Below are 17,788 nucleotides of genomic sequence, written 5' to 3'. Positions count from 1 at the left end.
ATAATATTTTCTGTATTATCTTTTTGATTATACATTCCTTTTAAATCTTTGTTAGGGATACCCCATTCAGCATACTCAAAAGCAGAGACTTAACGTATACAAATTATTGGCGGATGAGCTGTTATAGGATAAATAACAACGAATGGACTTGGTCATGAGAAGACAGATACTCTCATGACTAAGTCCGTTTTTCATTTTCACTAACAAAAATTTAATATAAAGCTACTAAAATATTTCGAAAAAACCAATATTCTCAAGGTCGTTTTGCATCTGTCTGATATTTCTGTATACTATATATTAGAGAAAGATGAGAAAAAATACACGTTAAGGGGAGAAAGTATGGAGAGTTTTATTGAGCAGTTCATGGGAATCAACGATGTGGTCAACGATTTGGTATGGGGATGGCCACTCTTGTTTCTGATTCTGGGAACAGGTGCATTTGTCATGGTGAGAACAGGTTTTGTACCAATCACCAAGTTTGGCTACGCCATGAAGCAGACGTTTTTCAAGATGTTTGCAAAGGAACAAGTCGGTGAAGGAGAAGTAACCGCGTTCCAGGCTGTTTCCACAGCACTGGCCGCCTCTGTCGGAACAGGGAATATTGCAGGTGTCGGTACTGCCATTGCTATAGGGGGACCGGGAGCCGTGTTCTGGATGTGGCTGGCAGCTGTCGTCGGGATGGCAACTAAATACGCCGAAGTGGTTTTATCCATAGAATACAGAGAAAAAACTGAAGATGGCCGCTACGTCGGAGGACCGATGTACTATCTCGAGACTGGAGCCAAGAAGAAATGGCTGGCCGTTCTGTTTGCGATTTTTGGAACAACTGCAACGTTTGGAATTGGAAATATGGTGCAGTCCAACTCTGTCGCTGATTCGCTGAACACGACTTTTAACATCGATCCGCTGATTACCGGGCTGGTCCTTGCTGTCGCTGTAGCACTGGTAACGATCGGTGGAATCAAGCAGATTGGTCGCGTCACATCTGTTTTAGTACCATTTATGGCCGCCGTTTATATTCTGGGTGGACTGCTTATTATCTTTTTAAATATTGAACTGGTTCCAGCTGCCTTCGGGGTTATTTTCCGGGACGCATTTACTGGCTCAGCAGCACTGGGTGGATTTGTAGGGTCAACGCTGACTATGGCTATCCGTTTCGGTATTGCTCGAGGAGTTTTCACTAACGAAGCTGGTCTGGGAAGTGCACCGATTGCCCATGCAGCAGCAACGACTGATCACCCGGTTAGACAGGGACTATGGGGAATCTTTGAAGTTTTCGCTGATACACTGGTCCTGTGTACAATCACCGCTCTGGTTATTGTCATGACAGGCGCCTGGGGAAGCGGTGAAGATGGCGCAGCACTCACAACAGTAGCGTTTGAAGAAGGAATGCCGTTTGGTGGGTATATCGTTACCTTCGGCCTGGTATTCTTCGCCTTCTCTACATTATTAGGCTGGTCTTATTACGGCGAGCGGTGCATGGAGTACCTGTTCGGGTCTAAATCGATAGTGATTTACCGACTGATCTTCATTCCACTGATTGTTGTCGGAGCTATTGGAGGCTTGAGAGCCGTATGGGCACTTGCGGACACGCTAAACGGACTGATGGCCATCCCTAACCTGATAGGCCTTCTCCTGCTGAGTCCAGTCGTCGTCAGACTGACCAAGAATTATTTCGGGAAAGACGGCATTTATAGAAATGAAAAACAAGGAAATGATTAACTGAGTAGAATGATGAAGAGGCTGGGACAGTAGTTCCAGCTTCTTTTTTAGTCGAATCGTGCGTATAAAAATCAATCGAAGCAATAATGACTCATCCCGCAGCTCCTTCAAAAAAACATATACAAACCTCGAGTGATTGTGTATATTTAGATGGTTCTGTTGCAAAGTTTTAAATAAAGAATAAAATCCCTTACGGTATCTATGATTTAAGCTGGGATTCCCAATAATACCTTGATTTCAGTACAGACCGAAAACCCGAAGAGAGTGCCTTCTTTTCGGGTTTTCTTATATAATCCTCGAATGGCTTCCATACCTTTAATCGTGGTAGAGGCAGTGCGTAAACTTCGATAGAATTTATTGCGTCTCTTTACTGGACGATGGTCTTGTTCAATCAAATTATTCAGGTATTTAATGGTACGATGTTCTGTCCCTTGATAAAAGCCACCGTATTCTTTTAGTTTCTTAAAGGCACTTGTAATAGAGGGGGCTTTATCTGTGACTACAACCTTCGGTTCATCAAACTGCTTCACTAACCGCTTAAGAAAAGCATAGGCTGCTTGTGTGTCCCGTTTTTTACGTAACCAAATATCCAAGGTTAAACCATCTGCATCGATGGCTCGATACAAATAATGCCATTTTCCTTTAATTTTGATGTACGTTTCATCCATTTTCCATGAATAAAAGGATTTTTTATTTTTCTTTTTCCAAATTTGATAGAGTAGTTTGCCATATTCTTGCACCCAACGATAAATCGTTGTATGAGAAACGTTAATGCCACGATCATATAAGATTCCTTGAACTTCACGATAGCTAAGGTTATAACGAAGATAGTAGCCCACGGCTACAATAATCACATCCTGCTGAAATTGCTTTCCTTTAAAATGATTCATCGTCATTCCTCCTGCTATCTTTTTCTATTATTCTATCTTATTTGATAGTAGATTTAAAACCTTGCAACAGAACCGCGATATTCATCTCTCCCGTTATTTTTGCAGTTTTTTCAAATCCAGTTCCGACTCTACAGGGATGACAGACACATAAATGTTTCCACTATTTCCCTGAGTGACTAATTTTTTATATACCAATTGCGGGTCTTTCCCAATTTTTTGGACAACAAATATGCCGTCAATTCTTCCATCCCGGCTGTCATAAGTAATGATATTGTAAGGAATCATTTTTTTATCAAGAGCGCACATTACGTTGTTTTTTCTTTCGCCATTTTTCTTCCTTCCAGTTCGTTTCAACAGTTACTGCTGGATAATCAACACACATGATACTACAATAAATATCCCAATTTTTATTTTGCAATGTGAAACACTAAATCATTCCGATTCAACATTCATCTCATATCCCCCTGATTAGCTGCCCGCCAATTTTAATTTTTTTTAAAAATCTGCTCTATAGAAGTAACAATTGGCCAAAAAAATATAACAAGCCCAGTTTATCACTGGGCTTGTTATATATTACTTTCCTGCTTTATTATTTCGTTAATGCAGCTTCTTTTTGTGCCTCATCTTTTTTTGGCATCTCGCGAACGCCAAAAGCAACACGTTTAATGTTGAACAAATGAGTTACTGTAACGTTGTCAGATGTAACGTTGTTGCCGATTGCACCGCATCCAAGTGTCAAGGATGGCATTAAATTCACTGTAGCACCAATTCCACCAAATGTTGTACCAGAATTTACAATAATACGTCCTGCTGGTTTATTGATTACGAACGCTTCAATCACTTTTTCGTCTTCAGCGTGAATTCCAACTGTGTGACCGAGTCCACCCAATTCAAGCAGTTTTAGTGCAAGCTCGCTTGCTTCTTCCGTACCTTTTACAGTATAGAATGCTAGAGTTGGAGACAACTTTTCGATTGAGAATGGATATTCTTTACCCACTCCTGTTTCTTCCGCAACAAGCACTTTTACGTCAACAGGAACTTCAATACCTGCCATTTCCGCAATTACTTGTGGAGTCTTACCAACAATTTTAGCGTTTAATGCACCGTTCACCATAATAACGGATTCAACTTTACGTTTTTCATCTTCATTTAAGAAGTAAGCGCCTTGTTGTTTTAACTCAGCAATAACTTTTTCTTTAATAGATTCATCAACTAAAAGAGCTTGTTCGGAAGCGCAAATGGTTCCATTGTCAAAAGTTTTACTTTGGATGATTAGTTCAACAGCTTTTGCGATATTTGCACTTTCATGGATATAGACTGGTATGTTACCAGGTCCTACGCCAAACGCAGGCTTTCCAGAGCTGTAAGCTGCTTTCACCAAGCCAGGACCGCCAGTTGCTAAAATGACATCAGTTAATTTATGCTGCATTAACTCGTTTGTTGCAGCCATTGTTGGTTGTGTGATGCAAGAAATCAAGCCTTTTGGAGCTCCAGCCCGCTCTGCCGCTTCTTGCATGATTCTTGCAGCCTCTACTGTACATTTTGCAGCTGCTGGGTGTGGACTGAAAATAATAGTATTTCCTGCTTTAACTGCGATCAATGATTTAAAAATAACTGTTGAAGTTGGGTTTGTGGATGGGACGATTCCTGCAACGATTCCTACAGGTTGAGCAACTTCCCATACGCGATTTTCTTCATCTCGACGAATAATACCCACAGTTTTCTCATCTTTGATAGAGTTGTAAACGTCATTCGCCGCAAAAAGGTTTTTCGTCGTTTTATCTGCAACATTACCAAAACCAGTTTCTTCTACCGCCATAGCTGCCAAGCGGCTAGCTTCCTCTCTAGCTGCATTTGCCATGCTTTCAACAATTTTATCAATCTCTTCTTGTGTCATTTTTGCAAGAATTTTTTGCGCTTCTTTAGCTTCTTTAAGGTAATTTCTTACTTCTTGGATGGATTGCAAATCAATATCACGTAACACTTTTAATCCCTCTCCTTTTATGATTTTATTTTTTATTCCTAAAACCGAATAATTTTTCATGTCAATATTTATCATGTGAGCAGTAACGTTATCTTTTGCGTCCTGCCATCACCTCCTCTCAGTGGCAACCACTTGGCGTTCAGTACTCGCCTTTCATGGCAAGAATGAGACAATAAAGCGCTTACATAAAAATTCAATATTTCGATGGACAGGTTTTTACGTTGCTTAGATAGTTGATATTTTACATCACTTTTGTCCTGTACAATCTCAATTTCTTCATAATCGAACTGTCATCCTTAATGTTTTCCATCATCCCCGTGGTATTTTTGAGTTGCCATATAAAGAGACTTCATTTCTCTCAAACTAAGACTAGCAGGCTAACAAGTATAGCCATCTGCATAAAACATCTAGGAACCGGCGATTCCGATCTCAAGGTGGATTAGAACGGAATCGCACGGGTTCTTAATATTTCATTTTCCTGAATTACTCCTCAGTTAATGCTGGAAAGTGTAGAACAAATTCTTCTCCTAATTCTTCAATCACTTCTTCAACAGGACGATGGCCATATTTTAAGTTGATAATCACGTGATTGACACCAATATTTTTAAGACCTTCCAGGAATTCAATGAGTATATTGCGTCCGACTTGGAACCCTAAATGAATAGGGATTGGCGGATGATTTGGGTCCTCCGTCAAATCTACATATAAAGATTGAGTGAACGGTTTAAACTGATCGGTATGGGAGCGCCAATTTTTTATTACACCGATTAATTGTTTATTTCCCTTTCTTTTTCTGTATGTTAATCCTTGCGGAACACGAATTTCATCATCACGTAACATATAACCTTCTTTTTCTGTTTTTCCGTTATGTGTACTTATTTGTAATATGGGTACTGTGGTAGCATATCTTCCCCCAAAATTAATGACAACACCATAACGTTCTTTACCCTCATTACCTGTAAAGTCTTTCTGTTTAGTTATATATTCTATAGCTTCATCAAGATATATTTGTTCAAAGTCTGGCAATGCCATTTCATTTATTATTTGTTTTTTACTTTTTCAACCAGATCAGGTTCAAAGAGTTAAAGACTTTTAGCCTTTTCTCGGCTTTTAACACAAAAGCACCCCTAGTAATTTTTATTTTGTTGTAAAAGTATTTGGTAATGTTTAACACTATCTAAAACATAACATAAATATCTTGAATAGTCTATAAGGAGAGTATAAAATATTTTGTGTAAATGAATAAAAACCATACAAAAAAGGAAGTCCCTTCTGTAGAATAAAGTTAACGACAACCAATTCACAGAAAAGAGGACTTCCCTATGAATGATTTTACTACAGAAATTGTACAAACACTAGTCACTAAAGGCGATTTAAATGAATTATTCCGTTCCCACTTAGAAAGAGCGATAAACACCCTCCTACGGACAGAATTAACAGCTTTCTTGGATTATGAAAAATATGACCGCACTGGTTTTAATTCAGGTAATTCGAGGAACGGATCTTATTTCCGATCAATCAAAACCGAATATGGTGAATTAACATTGGAGATACCTAGAGATCGAAATGGCGAGTTTAAACAACAAACTTTACCAGCATACAAAAGAACAAATGACACATTGGAAACTACCATTATCCATTTGTTCAAAAAAGGCGTTACGATGTCTGAAATCGCTGATTTAATCGAAAAAATGTATGGACATCACTATACTCCACAAACCATGTCAAACATGACTAAAGTGCTGACTGAAGAAGTAAATGCATTTAAAGCAAGAGCCTTAAATGATAAGTATGTCTCTATTTTTATGGACGCTACTTATATTCCATTAAAACGTCAAACCGTGTCCAAAGAAGCCATTTACATTGCCATTGGAATACGAGAAGATGGCACTAAAGAAGTACTAAGTTATGCAATTGCTCCGACTGAGTCAACACACGTTTGGAATGAGCTACTACAAGATATTAACTCCAGAGGGGTTCAAGATGTCTTGCTCTTTATTACAGATGGCTTAAAAGGTATGAAAGACACCATTCATAAAATTTATCCAAAAGCAAAATACCAACATTGTTGTATCCATGTGTCTCGTAATATTGCTCATAAAGTACGTGTCAAAGACCGAAAAGAAATCTGTGATGACTTTAAGACTGTTTATCAAGCCAATTCAAAGGAAGAAGCGAATACCTTCTTGTCCTGTATGGTTGAGAAGTGGCAGAAAACTTATCCTAAAGTGACGCAGTCACTCATAGAAAACCAAGATTTATTGACTTTCTATGAGTTTCCGCCTAGTATTCGCAGAACCATTTACTCAACCAATCTGATCGAGTCTTTCAATAAGCAAATCAAGAAATACAGCCGCAGAAAAGAACAGTTTCAAAATGAAGAATCATTAGAACGTTTCTTAGTATCCATCTTTGATACATACAATCAAAAATTTCTAAACAGAAGCCATAAAGGTTTCCAACAAGTAACCGATACATTAGCTTCAATGTTTACTAAGTAACAGATTATTTTGCAGAAGGGCGATTTATTTACACAAAATTATTGACGCTCTCGAAACAATACGTGTGAAAGTAATTTATTACGTTGATAAGTCACTTATTAGTGTAGAGTGGAGCTATGATGCGATTCCTGTCCAAATTGATTGTTTCTAATCACATTACTTTATTAGTGGTCTATGTTCTGGAGTAATGGATTGTCTAAATGTACCCGTTACTGCTGAACCGTATATTTTTCTATTGAAATATTTTAATCGTTTCAGGAAAGCATTGTTTTTGCTTTTTCGGTATCTTAGAACCACTTTTTTATTCCGGAATAGACACAATAAGTTTTTCAAACATATTCCCATTTATTCCTGATCCAGTGTTGTTGCGTAAATAAATGTTACCAGGTGATTTAATCGCACTTGGAGAAGACGAGCCTGTACTGAATTTGAAATTAATTTCAACAGTCGCACCTGGCTTAATATTTTTATACGACATAATGCGCGCTTCATATAAGGGACTTGTGTCATAAGCTTCATCCTCTAGCAGGACTTCATTACCAAAATAACCTAAAGTTTCAATAGTTACATCAGTTTCTTTTTCTAATATGAAATCTAATTGAATTGCCTCATTTGGGATTACTGGTCTTTCAGTTGTATTAGTATAATTTAAAGTAAGTCTAGTAAGGTTGTACCCATCCCCAGATACGAATTCAGTATTTGTTATTTCGTAAGTTCCCATCATACCTTTTAAAACGGAGTTACTTTTTGTGGGAACATTTTCAGATATTGAAGATGCGCCTTCAATATATCAGTTGCTACACCTGTTGAACAAGCCGTTAAAAGAATCATGCAAGATATTAAAAATAAGTACTTTTTCATAATAGCTCCCTCTAAAAGTTACTTGGTATTAACTGTTCAATTCTACTTGACGCTGATACTTTACTATTAATTATATTGTACCGTTAAAAGTACAAGTATGTGTCTTATCTTTTGTTAATCCTCAAATTTATTTTAATAATTATGGTCATAACTCAAAACATTTGATACTATTTTGGAATAGTTGAAAATACTGGCTTTTGACGGTATCATAAGTAAGTGTCATAATAGGGGCTGATTTTGAGAAGAAAAGAGGGTAACAAATGAAATATGGCTATGCTCGAGTAAGTACCGCCAAGCAGGATTTACAATCACAAATTAATGCCTTAGAAGCAGAAAATTATCAGGTTGTGATAACCAACGTCCTCAATTTTTAAAATTATTAAGCAAGTTGAAAGCAGAGGATATACTTGTCGTTACCAAACTGGATAGATTAGCTAGAAGTACGCAGGAAGCCTTAAAGATTATTAAAGACTTATTTGATAGAGAAGTCACTGTACATATCTTAAATCTTGGACGCATTGAAAATACACTGACAGGAAAATTAATCTATACGGTATTTAGTGCCTTTGCTGATTTTGAGCGTGATCTAATTGTGGAACGTACACAAGAAGGCAAAGCCTTAGCTCGTCAAAATGGTACGTTAAAAGACGGTAGACCACCCAAATATAAAAAGGCACAATTAGACCACGCATTAGCCTTGAAAAGAGACCATACCTATACGGAAATCACAGCTGAATACTGCGGAGCGAAAGCTCCAGTCCTGCGGACTTTAACCCCACTCAGTCGATTATAAGGGCCAATAAGTCCGACACCTACATGATCAATCGTCATCGTGATGATGGCTAACCATTTGAGGGCGGCCCCATTAATCCCGCCCATTCTATAGGTTTCTTGTTGTTTCATCTATACACGCTCTTTTCCTGTAATATCAGTTCCTATTATAGAGACTTTAACAGAAAGGTTCGACGACTTTACAATAATCGAAAAATAAAAAACAGCCCGAAAGATGGGCTGTTATTATTATCGTTTATTATTCTTGTAATAGAAATTGGTTGGCCGTGATAATCGATAGTTTGTAAACATCTTCTTCTGTACAACCACGGGATAAGTCAGCAATTGGCTTCGCTAAACCTTGTAAGATTGGTCCAATAGCTTCGAATCCACCTAGACGTTGAGCAATTTTGTATCCAATGTTTCCAGACTGTAATTCTGGGAATACAAATACGTTTGCATTTCCAGCAACATCAGATTCTGGTGCTTTCTTCATCGCTACATCCGGAGTGAATGCCGCGTCAAATTGTAATTCACCATCTAGTGCTAAGTCTGGTGCTTGTTCTTTCGCAATCTTCGTTGCATCTACAACTTTAGAAACCATATCTCCTGAAGCAGATCCTTTTGTAGAGAAGCTTAGTAAAGCAACCTTTGGATCGATACCGAACATTTTAGCTGTACGAGCACTTTCAATTGCAATTTCAGCTAGTTGTTCTGCATTTGGATTTGGATTAATCGCACAGTCAGAGAAAATAAACTGGTCATTTTTTCGTAACATTAAGAACGCACCGGATGTTAATGACGTACCAGGACGAGTCTTAACGATTTGCAGTGCTGGACGAACTGTATCACTGGTTGAGTGAACCGCACCACTAATTAAGCCATCGGCAATATCCATGTAAACTAGCATGGTTCCAAAGTAGTTACCACCTTTTAGAACTTCACGAGCTTGTTCTTCAGTTGCTTTACCGTTACGACGGTCAACAAAAGATGCAACCATTTCATCAAACTTGTCGTAGTTTTCTGGGTCAAAAATCTCAATATCCGTTAAGTTAAAACCTTGATCTTCAGCTACTTTATAAATTTCATCAGGGTTACCAACTAGTACTGGTTCTAATAACTCTTCACGTTTTAGGCGAACAACTGCTCCTAAAACTCGTGGATCCGTTGCCTCTGGGAAAACAATACGGATATTTTCCCCTTTTATATTATTGATTAATCTTTCTGCTAAACTCATTAAAAACCCTCCATAATTTTATATTTATACTCTTATAATACCAATAATACCGCGAGATTGAAACGTTTTTTAACTTTTGAATTTACCCTGTTAAATGCAACTTAAAGTGAGAGTCTTTTTCCTGTACAACATTTTTAGGCAGATTCTTGAAAAATCTGTTGAACACTTGGAATATATTCTCTAGTTAACAACTGCATCGAAGTATTTGCTTTTAGTATTCTTCTAGGATAGTTATTTATCCAGTTTTGAATTTCGTATACACGTTCCTTCGAATATTCACTGATGGCACTTCCTTTCGGAATGAATCGACGAATCAATGTGTGCATCTGTTCGTTACTTCCTCTTTCATAAGAAGCATATGGATGACAATAGTAAATATTTGTTCGCGGCTTAGAACTCTCTTTAATGGATTTTTCTAATGTTTCTGAATCTAGAAATTCTGTCCCATTGTCCACAGTAATTGTTTTAAATGTATTTGAAAAATCTTCGGTTCCTAGCTGTTTCTCTAAATTATCCAATACTCTGTGCACTTCTTTTTGAGTCTGAGCTCTCAATTTAAAGATAAGTGTTAATCTATGTTTTCGTTCAACTAGGGTAAGGAGGCAGGCAGTGCCTAACTTCTTTCATGACTCTACAGTGTCCATCTCCCAATGACCTGTCTCTAGTCGTTCTTCGGCTTCTTTAGGACGATGTGTAATATCTTTCCCGAAAGGCACTTTCTGTCGAGGCTTAACCTTTCTTTTCTTTCTTTTTTTATTTTTTCTTTAACAACTTTTTCTGGAAGTTTTGGGAAGTGGTGTCGGCTTCTTTAATCTTGAAGCTTTTCACTTCTTTTGAATGACTAGGATCTTCCAGTTATTTGGTTGTTATCGAACTTTTTCTGTATAGTTTGGTGTGTTTGTCGTGGTTATGCCCTTACATATGTAGTCGGTCTGTCAAGGGCGAGTGTGATCTTCGCTCGTGCCATTTACCCTTGACTGACATTAAGACGGAATATGCTATAATCGTACTGCGACAGACACACCGATACAGAAAACGTGAGAAACCAAAGGAAGATTGAGTTACTTCAAAAGCGGGGAAGTGAAAGTGCCTTTTCTCATGAGCGTTTACAGTAAAGGAAACGTACAATGCCTTGTGTCTTTGCTTGAAATCGGCTCTAAATGCTTGTTACAACAGCGTTTGTTCCGTAGTAATATATGTAAAAGGCTTACAGTTCTGCTTTATGAATTACTGCCTTTTACATATATTACTTATTTACTATTAAATACAAATTGCAGTTTATCATTATCTAATTTTAATTTAGCATTAAATTTATTGCCTTTTTTACTCTTAAAACCTTTGGTTTCTGTGGTTTCGCCTTTTTCAATTAATTGTTTGATGTTAGATTTTGGTATTGTTTTTGAACTCCACTTTTTTGGAAGGGTAAACTTACAACCTTCTTTATAGCCCGAACAACCGTAAAATTTGCCTTTATCTACAATTGATTATTCCGTGCTTTCAAGTCCCCATTTACGGATGGTCGAGTCTTTAGATATCCAATTCGAGTCCGCCTTTTCGTGTAAGGAGTCCGGAAAATAGCCACGCTCATTTAAAAGCGTGGCTGATTTAATATTGTTCAGGTCATATTCGTTTTAGCGAGTTGTTCTCTCATGTTCAGTTGGCCGGTATCGAACCAGACAGCATTATGCACAATTCTGTCCATGATGGCGTCCGCATGGACGCCTCCACCTAAACTTTTATGCCAATCTGCTTTACGAAATTGCGTGCAATAGATAGTGGAACCGGAGTCGTAGCGACGCTCGATAATTTCAAAAAGGAATTTTAAATCTTCTTCCGATACGTCGTCAAGTAACCATTCATCAATAATGAGCAGACCATAATTGGAGAATTTTGTGATGAGATTCGTTACACCTTTCGATTTAAGCGTTGCTTCATCTCGCTCTATTAGTAAATCAGGTAACCGAATGTAACGTGTCCGGATCTCTTTCTTACAGGCTTCCCGACCTAAAGCACAAGCTAAAAAGGTTTTTCCTGAGCCAGTAAAGCCTTGAAAAATAACATTTCTACGGTGATTAATAAAACTACAGGTTGCCAGTTCTTGAAGTGTAGGACGATCAATATCTCGCTTTTCATAATAGACAGAAGAAAAATGAGCATCTTGAATACGGAATTTCGACCGTTTAATCAATCCCTTCACTCGGGTATTGTACTTTTCTTGATAAAGATGATCGATACTAAGCTGAAGTCGTTCATCAAATGATAGGTACCGTGTGTCATTATCTATTTCTTGCATTTCTAAATGATCTACTAGTTCACTTAAGTCCATTTGTCTTAATTTTCGGATTGATTCGTTATTTATCATTCTGATTTCCTCCGTAGTAGTCTGCCCCTCTAACGAATCCTATGGATTCTGTATAAGCATTTTCAGCTTTTTCCAAGGTTTCATTATTAGTAGGGTTAGTTAATATGGCGTTTAGTTGACGATATCTTGGAGAATGTATCTTTTCCAAAGCAATCTGACAAGCCTTCTCTAAAGCAGCAGTCGAATGTTTCTTTGACAAATTAAGTATGGATAAGGAAGATTGATACCCTTGTTCTTTTAGTAGTAAATTTTCAAAGATCCGTTGAATAACTTTATGCGTGAACGGGCCAATCTGAAGCGCCCAATTTAATAGACGTTGGTCATTCCATTCAAGTTGGTTAAACTGTTCTGGAAGATGTTCTGGGGAAGTAGAGAAAGCATATTCTTTGTATTGAGGAAATCGTTTATGAGTCGCAATGCGTTCATTTTGGTAATAAATCTCAAGGAAGTTATTGGTTACTTTTAAATCTACTTTCTTTTTAACGTATTGATAAGGGCAAGAGTAATGATTCTTTTGGTAAGAAATATGGCAATCTAATTTTACTTTTCTCCCATAAATCCATTCTGCAATTTCATATGGGACAGCCGGCAAAGGACGCAATTTATCCTGTTCGGTTTCAGCAAAAATAAGCTGTCTGCTTCCTTCGCGTTTTTGAAAAGGGGTCTCATTAAAGACCATCAATTTTTCACGGACAGCCAGCTTTAATTCACCCATAGAAGTAAAGAGTTCGTTCCTCAATGAAGCAATAACGGCAGTTGCAATTTTACCCACTGCCCCCTCAACAGCTGCTTTTTGTTTCGGTTTTCGTACTTGAGCAGGCATGATAGCCATTACATAATGGTTCGCTAAAGCTTCATATTGCTCGTTTAATACAATGTCTCCTTCTTTTGGGTGACTAATGACACCGGTCTTTAAGTTATCACAAATCAACCTGACGGTTGTCCCACCAAAAAAGGTGAACATATTCATGTGACAGTGAAGCCAGGTATTACTTTTCATATCTAAAGTGGGTTCAACGTAAGTGTATTGACTATAGGGAAGCGTCCCTACAAATAGATAAACAGTCCTTAATTCTCCGGTAGACGGATCTAACAGTTGCATGGTTGACCCGCTCCAATCGACTTGAATAGACACAGCAGGCTTGTGGGTTAAATGATTCGTTAAGCGGTACTGATCGATGTACTTTTGATAATCTTCACAAAATTTTGTGTATCCAACGGCGATACCGCCGGTATCCTTACACTCGTCCACATATTCTTGCCATAAAAGCTTAAGGGTCACACCCACACCCTGAAGCTCTTTATGCACTTTATCGTATTCAGGCAGTGTATAGAGCACTTCTGACTGATAGCGTTCGGGAAAGAACAGACGATACGCTTCATTATCAGATAATGCTTTGATATCTTCATATGAGAGATTGAGTTCATCTGCCCGTTTGAAGACGTCACTGACTGAGCTACGACCTACTTTTTGTGTCTTAGCAATCATATTTCGAGAAAAACCTTGTTCTCGATATTGAATCACTAATTTTACTGGGATTTTTCTAGCCATTAAAAATAGCCTCCTTCATGTATTTTAGAAGTCATTGACTTCTAAAGTTACTATACACAAAAGGGACTAATAAGTGGACTTGAGCTGCGAATTGGTGGTCTTGAATCGTGAATTTGATTCAAAAACATGGAGGATTCGATTTGCGAAAGACTGGACTCGAAATGGATATTCACGGACTCCAAAGTGCGAAATAATCACAATACTATGACTACATTTCGGACAGACCTTACTTATTGTGGGTACGATTATATTTGGTATTCACTTATCATGCAAAACTACATTCGTGGGCGCCAATTGAACGTAGCACTATTGAAGACCAGAGCGTAAATGACTAGGTCTTAACTTTAAGCTAAAAAGATGAATCTTGATATACAAAAAAACCAGGTAAGTTAGATACAATTTCTAACTTACCTGGTTTTTCATTTTAATGAAAGGGGTTATAAAACCGGCCTTGGTTAACTGGTTCTACGTCAACTAACGTTGGTTAAGAATAATAATCAATAAATATGAGAGTGAATACCACTGGGCTTATGCTGCCTTGGTATTCACTTTTTTCTTTTGATTTGTGCTAGCTTTTGCTGGCTTTAGGTTAAAGTGGAGAATGATTCGGTTTTTATAGTTAAGGAAATTGCGGTAGCCGTAGGCTACCCGATTGAGGACCTTTATTTTATTTTAGAATCAATTACGCTGTTCTGGAGCCCTTGGGGCTCTAAGGATAGCGGATGTAGCAAAATAAAAATCGCCAAGGTGAAAGCCTGCTGTTACAGCACTTTCACCTTGGCGATCTATTGTTTTATGGATTTTGCGACTAATGTAAAAAAAAAAAAGAAAAAGCGCCCCATACTGCTGAAATAGCAGTAAAATATAGTCACTACAAAATATTAAGGAGGTCGCTTTTTCTATGAACAGAATAACACAATTATCCATTTTTGAAAATAACCAGCTCGGGGATTTAGAGAAATTAAATGACGTGCTGAATGCATTGCCGGACGAGAAACTCATCGCCCTTTTGGAAGAAGAACGTGGGAAGGGGCGGAATGATTATCCTGTGTTCACCATGTGGCGGGCTTTCCTTGCCAGTTTCGTGTTCCAACACCCCACAGTTGCAGCTTTGATCCGGGAACTGAAGCGCAACAGCCAACTCCGGGAGGTATGCGGATTCCAAACTCGGATCATCCGTACGAAAAAAGGGTCTTATCGTTATCAGTTGGCTCCCACGGAAGCCGCTTTCTCCCGTTTCGTAAAGAAACTGTTGCAGCACCAAGGTTTGCTGGATGTTATGTTCCACGAGCTAGTGGACGAGATGTACGTCTCCCTAGATGGGTTTGGCGAAATCCTCGCTCTAGATGGGAAAATCATTCCCTCCTACGCGAAAGGGCCCAATCAGAATAAACAAGAAGACGGCAGAAGGGACACTGAGGCGAACTTTACCATCAAACAATACACCACTACTACACCTTCAGGAGAGAAAGTGACGAACAAGAAGAAGTGGTTCGGCTATCGATTGCATTTGATCATCGATGCCACTTATGAACTGCCGATTGGCTATGAACTTACAAAGGCTTCGGAAGGCGAGCCTACGGTCGCGAAAAGACTAATAAAGGCATTGCCGGATGCTCAATTGAAAAGCTGCAACTATCTTCTTGCAGACAGAGGGTATGACGGAGGCCCCCTGCTGGATGAAATTGAATCGAGAGACATTATTCCGATTATCGATATTAAGAACCAGTGGAAAAAAGAGGGACCTACTAAACAATACTGTGATACCGATTTGACCTATACTTATAACGGGAAAGTTTTCTATGTCGATGAAAGAGGACAGGAAGTGGCGTTGGTTTACAAAGGCTATGATAGTGCGACTGATTCCCTTCGTTACGGATTCAAACCGCAACACCAGGATTCCCGTATTTTCAGAATCAAACGGGAGGATAATCGGCGTGTTTTCAATAAAGTAGCGCGTAATAGCCACAAATTCAAGCGGCTGTACAAGAAGCGGACTGCGATTGAACGGGTGAATGGGCGTCTTGATCGTGATTTCTTGTTTGAGCAACATACTATACGGGGTGAAAAGAAAATGAACCTTTTCGTAACCATGGCTTTTCTGGTCATGTTGGCATTCGCTAAACGGAATATCCAAAAAAATGAGTTGGGTCATTTGAATGCTTGGGTAGCGTAACCTCTAAAAAATAGAATATCCGTACGTTTCTTTGTCATGCCTTCGTATGAAAAAAACAGAATCCTGCTTATGCCCACACATACTGATCGGTATTAAGAGGCCCATATTCTGCATATTTGCGACTGAAAAAGCCATCGGCTTTGTTTTTTCTCTTTCAATTCTACAAAAAAAGCGAACAGCGTAATTGATTCTTTTATAACTGTTCTTTACACTTTGGAATGGCGTTTATTCTTGTACATGGCTGCGTCGGCCTTATTTAGAAGGTTCTCTACAGAGTCACCATCTTTAGGGTAGTAGGCAAAGCCGACACTCGGCGTGCAGACGATTTCTTCTCCATCAATGAGGTAAGGTTTGTTCAGCTTGTTCAGGAGCTGACTGGCCCATCTCATGGCGTCATCATAGCTATCGAGATCATCAATCAGTATAGTGAACTCATCCCCGCCTAGTCGTGCAGCACAGTCATCCTTCTTGACCATCGAAGCAATGCGTCTGGCTACCTGAGCCAGCAGCTTATCTCCAAATGCATGACCATAGTCATCATTGACGTCTTTGAAATTATTCAGATCCATAAAGAGAAGCGCAAACTTCTTATCGTGCATCTTAGCATCCTCTATAGATTTCTGAAGAACTTCTTCGAAACGGATGCGATTGGCCAGGTGAGTCAGATGATCATGGAAGGCCATATACTGGATCTGCTCCTGATTGATCTTGTTCTCCGTAATGTCTCGCGCAATGGCGTAGACGCCAATAACTTCTCCATCTACCTTGATCGGCACATGAGTCACACCCAGGTAATAAAACTCATTGCCTAGATTGCTGAAAGGAAGCTCATAATGCTTGAAGATGCCTTTTTTAGCGTTATTAAAATGTCCTTTGACCGTTTCCTGATAATCGGCATGTATAGTGTCAATCAGTGAGTGTCCGATCAGTTCTTCCTTTGTTTTGCCGAGAATTTCAGCACCTTTTTCATTGACACTCAGGACTGTACCGTCAAGTGTGAATGAAAAGGCTGCGTCAGGATGATGCTCGAACAATGACCGGTAACGTTCCTGACTGGATTGAAGCTCATCAGCGTTCTTTAAATATTTTTGAAGTGTGCGTCTATTCTCTGAAAGGAGGAGAAACTCCCTGACTATGACAAGCAGAATGGACACCCCTACACCGATAGTAAAGACATTAGCCCCGATGCTTGTATATATCATAAACAGATACAGCGAAGTCAGTCCGAAGAAAGGAAAGAGGATAGCGAACAGCATAGGTTTCGTTCGAATGACAGCTTTCTTCCTCAGCTGGATCGATGACTGATTTTTCTGAAGCAGTCCGGTAAAGCCGACAAGCAGGACGCCTAAGATAAAGAGTGGATCAGTCCAGGATCCGGAGTCGTAAGTTTCAGTGCTGACTAGATAGACGAAAGCAGTATCTGCGACAATATAAGTAAATAGACCGGCACCGAAAAATAGAAGCGAGTCATTCGAAAAGAGTTGTTTACTTGAGAAAATCACCATAAGCAGGCAGAAAGCCAGCGCCAGATCACCGATTGGATAGGCAAGCGATACAACTACGGCTAGAAGAGAAACATCTCCTGCTAAAACGATCGGGTTTAATAAAAAATACCAGCTGAGGGTGGCGTAAACAATCATAATGAAAAGAATATCGAAAATGTAGCGGGTCAGAACAAGTTTTGTCTTTTACTTGTATAGTTTGAATCCGAAGGCACTAAGGTAGAACAAGA

12 protein-coding genes and 3 pseudogenes are annotated in these 17,788 nt (G+C 38.9%); 4 read left to right on the top strand and 11 right to left on the bottom strand.

What is annotated here, in order from left to right:
* The first annotated feature begins 339 nt into the window (after positions 1 to 339).
* Positions 340 to 1,722, top strand: a complete 1,383-nt coding sequence (locus LMF32_RS00255) for a sodium:alanine symporter family protein (RefSeq protein ID WP_230523435.1) — start codon at positions 340 to 342, stop codon at positions 1,720 to 1,722.
* Positions 1,723 to 1,928: 206 nt separating this feature from the next.
* On the opposite strand, the gene LMF32_RS00250 is transcribed toward LMF32_RS00255, so the two are convergent.
* The 4 genes from LMF32_RS00250 to LMF32_RS00235 all read right to left on the bottom strand — a co-directional run bounded on the left by LMF32_RS00250 (position 1,929) and on the right by LMF32_RS00235 (position 5,628).
* Positions 1,929 to 2,612, bottom strand: coding sequence for an IS6-like element IS1216 family transposase (locus LMF32_RS00250; protein WP_230523434.1), 684 nt, complete (start codon positions 2,610 to 2,612; stop codon positions 1,929 to 1,931).
* 93 nt (positions 2,613 to 2,705) lie between these two features.
* Positions 2,706 to 2,966, bottom strand: a complete 261-nt coding sequence (locus LMF32_RS00245; protein WP_230523433.1) for a hypothetical protein — start codon at positions 2,964 to 2,966, stop codon at positions 2,706 to 2,708.
* A 235-nt stretch (positions 2,967 to 3,201) separates the two neighbouring features.
* Positions 3,202 to 4,596, bottom strand: coding sequence for an acetaldehyde dehydrogenase (acetylating) (locus LMF32_RS00240; RefSeq protein ID WP_230523432.1), 1,395 nt, complete (start codon positions 4,594 to 4,596; stop codon positions 3,202 to 3,204).
* A gap of 483 nt (positions 4,597 to 5,079) precedes the next feature.
* Positions 5,080 to 5,628: a hypothetical protein gene (locus LMF32_RS00235; RefSeq protein WP_230523431.1), complete on the bottom strand. Its 549-nt coding sequence runs from the start codon at positions 5,626 to 5,628 to the stop codon at positions 5,080 to 5,082.
* 290 nt (positions 5,629 to 5,918) lie between these two features.
* On the opposite strand from LMF32_RS00235, the gene LMF32_RS00230 reads away from it, so the two are divergent.
* The gene (locus tag LMF32_RS00230) at positions 5,919 to 7,097 is read left to right on the top strand and encodes an IS256 family transposase (RefSeq protein WP_230523430.1); all 1,179 of its coding nucleotides are present in this window, start codon (positions 5,919 to 5,921) and stop codon (positions 7,095 to 7,097) included.
* Positions 7,098 to 7,398: 301 nt separating this feature from the next.
* Here LMF32_RS00230 and LMF32_RS00225 read toward each other — a convergent pair whose 3' ends face one another.
* Positions 7,399 to 7,821 (bottom strand): hypothetical protein, encoded by a 423-nt coding sequence (locus LMF32_RS00225; protein ID WP_230523429.1) that lies wholly within the window; start codon positions 7,819 to 7,821, stop codon positions 7,399 to 7,401.
* 397 nt (positions 7,822 to 8,218) lie between these two features.
* Between LMF32_RS00225 and LMF32_RS00220 the strand changes: the two are divergent.
* Positions 8,219 to 8,751: pseudogene (locus tag LMF32_RS00220) on the top strand (recombinase family protein).
* Between the two features lie 237 nt (positions 8,752 to 8,988).
* Here LMF32_RS00220 and pta read toward each other — a convergent pair.
* The 5 genes and pseudogenes from pta to istA all read right to left on the bottom strand — a co-directional run bounded on the left by pta (position 8,989) and on the right by istA (position 13,880).
* Positions 8,989 to 9,966, bottom strand: coding sequence for a phosphate acetyltransferase (pta, locus tag LMF32_RS00215; protein ID WP_230523428.1), 978 nt, complete (start codon positions 9,964 to 9,966; stop codon positions 8,989 to 8,991).
* A 134-nt stretch (positions 9,967 to 10,100) separates the two neighbouring features.
* Positions 10,101 to 10,565, bottom strand: a pseudogene (locus tag LMF32_RS00210) (IS30 family transposase); the annotation flags it as partial.
* 651 nt (positions 10,566 to 11,216) lie between these two features.
* A pseudogene (locus LMF32_RS00205) lies at positions 11,217 to 11,447 on the bottom strand (topoisomerase C-terminal repeat-containing protein); the annotation flags it as partial.
* Positions 11,448 to 11,581: 134 nt separating this feature from the next.
* Positions 11,582 to 12,328 (bottom strand): ATP-binding protein, encoded by a 747-nt coding sequence (locus LMF32_RS00200; protein WP_230523426.1) that lies wholly within the window; start codon positions 12,326 to 12,328, stop codon positions 11,582 to 11,584.
* Positions 12,318 to 13,880 carry an IS21 family transposase gene (gene istA / locus LMF32_RS00195; RefSeq protein WP_230523425.1) on the bottom strand — a complete coding sequence of 521 codons (1,563 nt, stop codon included), beginning with the start codon at positions 13,878 to 13,880 and terminating at the stop codon, positions 12,318 to 12,320. Before istA ends, LMF32_RS00200 begins: the two co-directional genes overlap by 11 nt.
* A gap of 901 nt (positions 13,881 to 14,781) precedes the next feature.
* On the opposite strand from istA, the gene LMF32_RS00190 reads away from it, so the two are divergent.
* Positions 14,782 to 16,056, top strand: a complete 1,275-nt coding sequence (locus LMF32_RS00190) for a transposase (protein WP_230523424.1) — start codon at positions 14,782 to 14,784, stop codon at positions 16,054 to 16,056.
* A 206-nt stretch (positions 16,057 to 16,262) separates the two neighbouring features.
* Here LMF32_RS00190 and LMF32_RS00185 read toward each other — a convergent pair whose 3' ends face one another.
* On the bottom strand, positions 16,263 to 17,696 hold the full coding sequence (locus LMF32_RS00185) for a sensor domain-containing diguanylate cyclase (RefSeq protein ID WP_230523423.1): 1,434 nt from the start codon (positions 17,694 to 17,696) through the stop codon (positions 16,263 to 16,265).
* Positions 17,697 to 17,788: the final 92 nt, after the last annotated feature.

Source organism: Desemzia sp. C1, from assembly GCF_020882875.1.
GTDB classification, from domain to species: domain Bacteria; phylum Bacillota; class Bacilli; order Lactobacillales; family Carnobacteriaceae; genus Desemzia; species Desemzia incerta.
Note: the sequence above shows the minus strand (reverse complement) of the source record. Positions and strands in the feature narration are given on the sequence as shown.

Excerpts from the sequence above, each read along its gene's own strand:
- pta (WP_230523428.1), bottom strand. The coding sequence starts at position 9,966 with ATGAGTTTAGCAGAAAGATTAATCAATAATATAAAAGGGGAAAATATC.
- LMF32_RS00185 (WP_230523423.1), bottom strand. The coding sequence starts at position 17,696 with ATGATTGTTTACGCCACCCTCAGCTGGTATTTTTTATTAAACCCGATC.
- istA (WP_230523425.1), bottom strand. The coding sequence starts at position 13,880 with ATGGCTAGAAAAATCCCAGTAAAATTAGTGATTCAATATCGAGAACAA.
- LMF32_RS00225 (WP_230523429.1), bottom strand. The coding sequence starts at position 7,821 with ATGATGGGAACTTACGAAATAACAAATACTGAATTCGTATCTGGGGAT.
- LMF32_RS00250 (WP_230523434.1), bottom strand. The coding sequence starts at position 2,612 with ATGAATCATTTTAAAGGAAAGCAATTTCAGCAGGATGTGATTATTGTA.
- LMF32_RS00235 (WP_230523431.1), bottom strand. The coding sequence starts at position 5,628 with ATGGCATTGCCAGACTTTGAACAAATATATCTTGATGAAGCTATAGAA.
- LMF32_RS00255 (WP_230523435.1), top strand. The coding sequence starts at position 340 with ATGGAGAGTTTTATTGAGCAGTTCATGGGAATCAACGATGTGGTCAAC.
- LMF32_RS00230 (WP_230523430.1), top strand. The coding sequence starts at position 5,919 with ATGAATGATTTTACTACAGAAATTGTACAAACACTAGTCACTAAAGGC.
- LMF32_RS00200 (WP_230523426.1), bottom strand. The coding sequence starts at position 12,328 with ATGATAAATAACGAATCAATCCGAAAATTAAGACAAATGGACTTAAGT.
- LMF32_RS00190 (WP_230523424.1), top strand. The coding sequence starts at position 14,782 with ATGAACAGAATAACACAATTATCCATTTTTGAAAATAACCAGCTCGGG.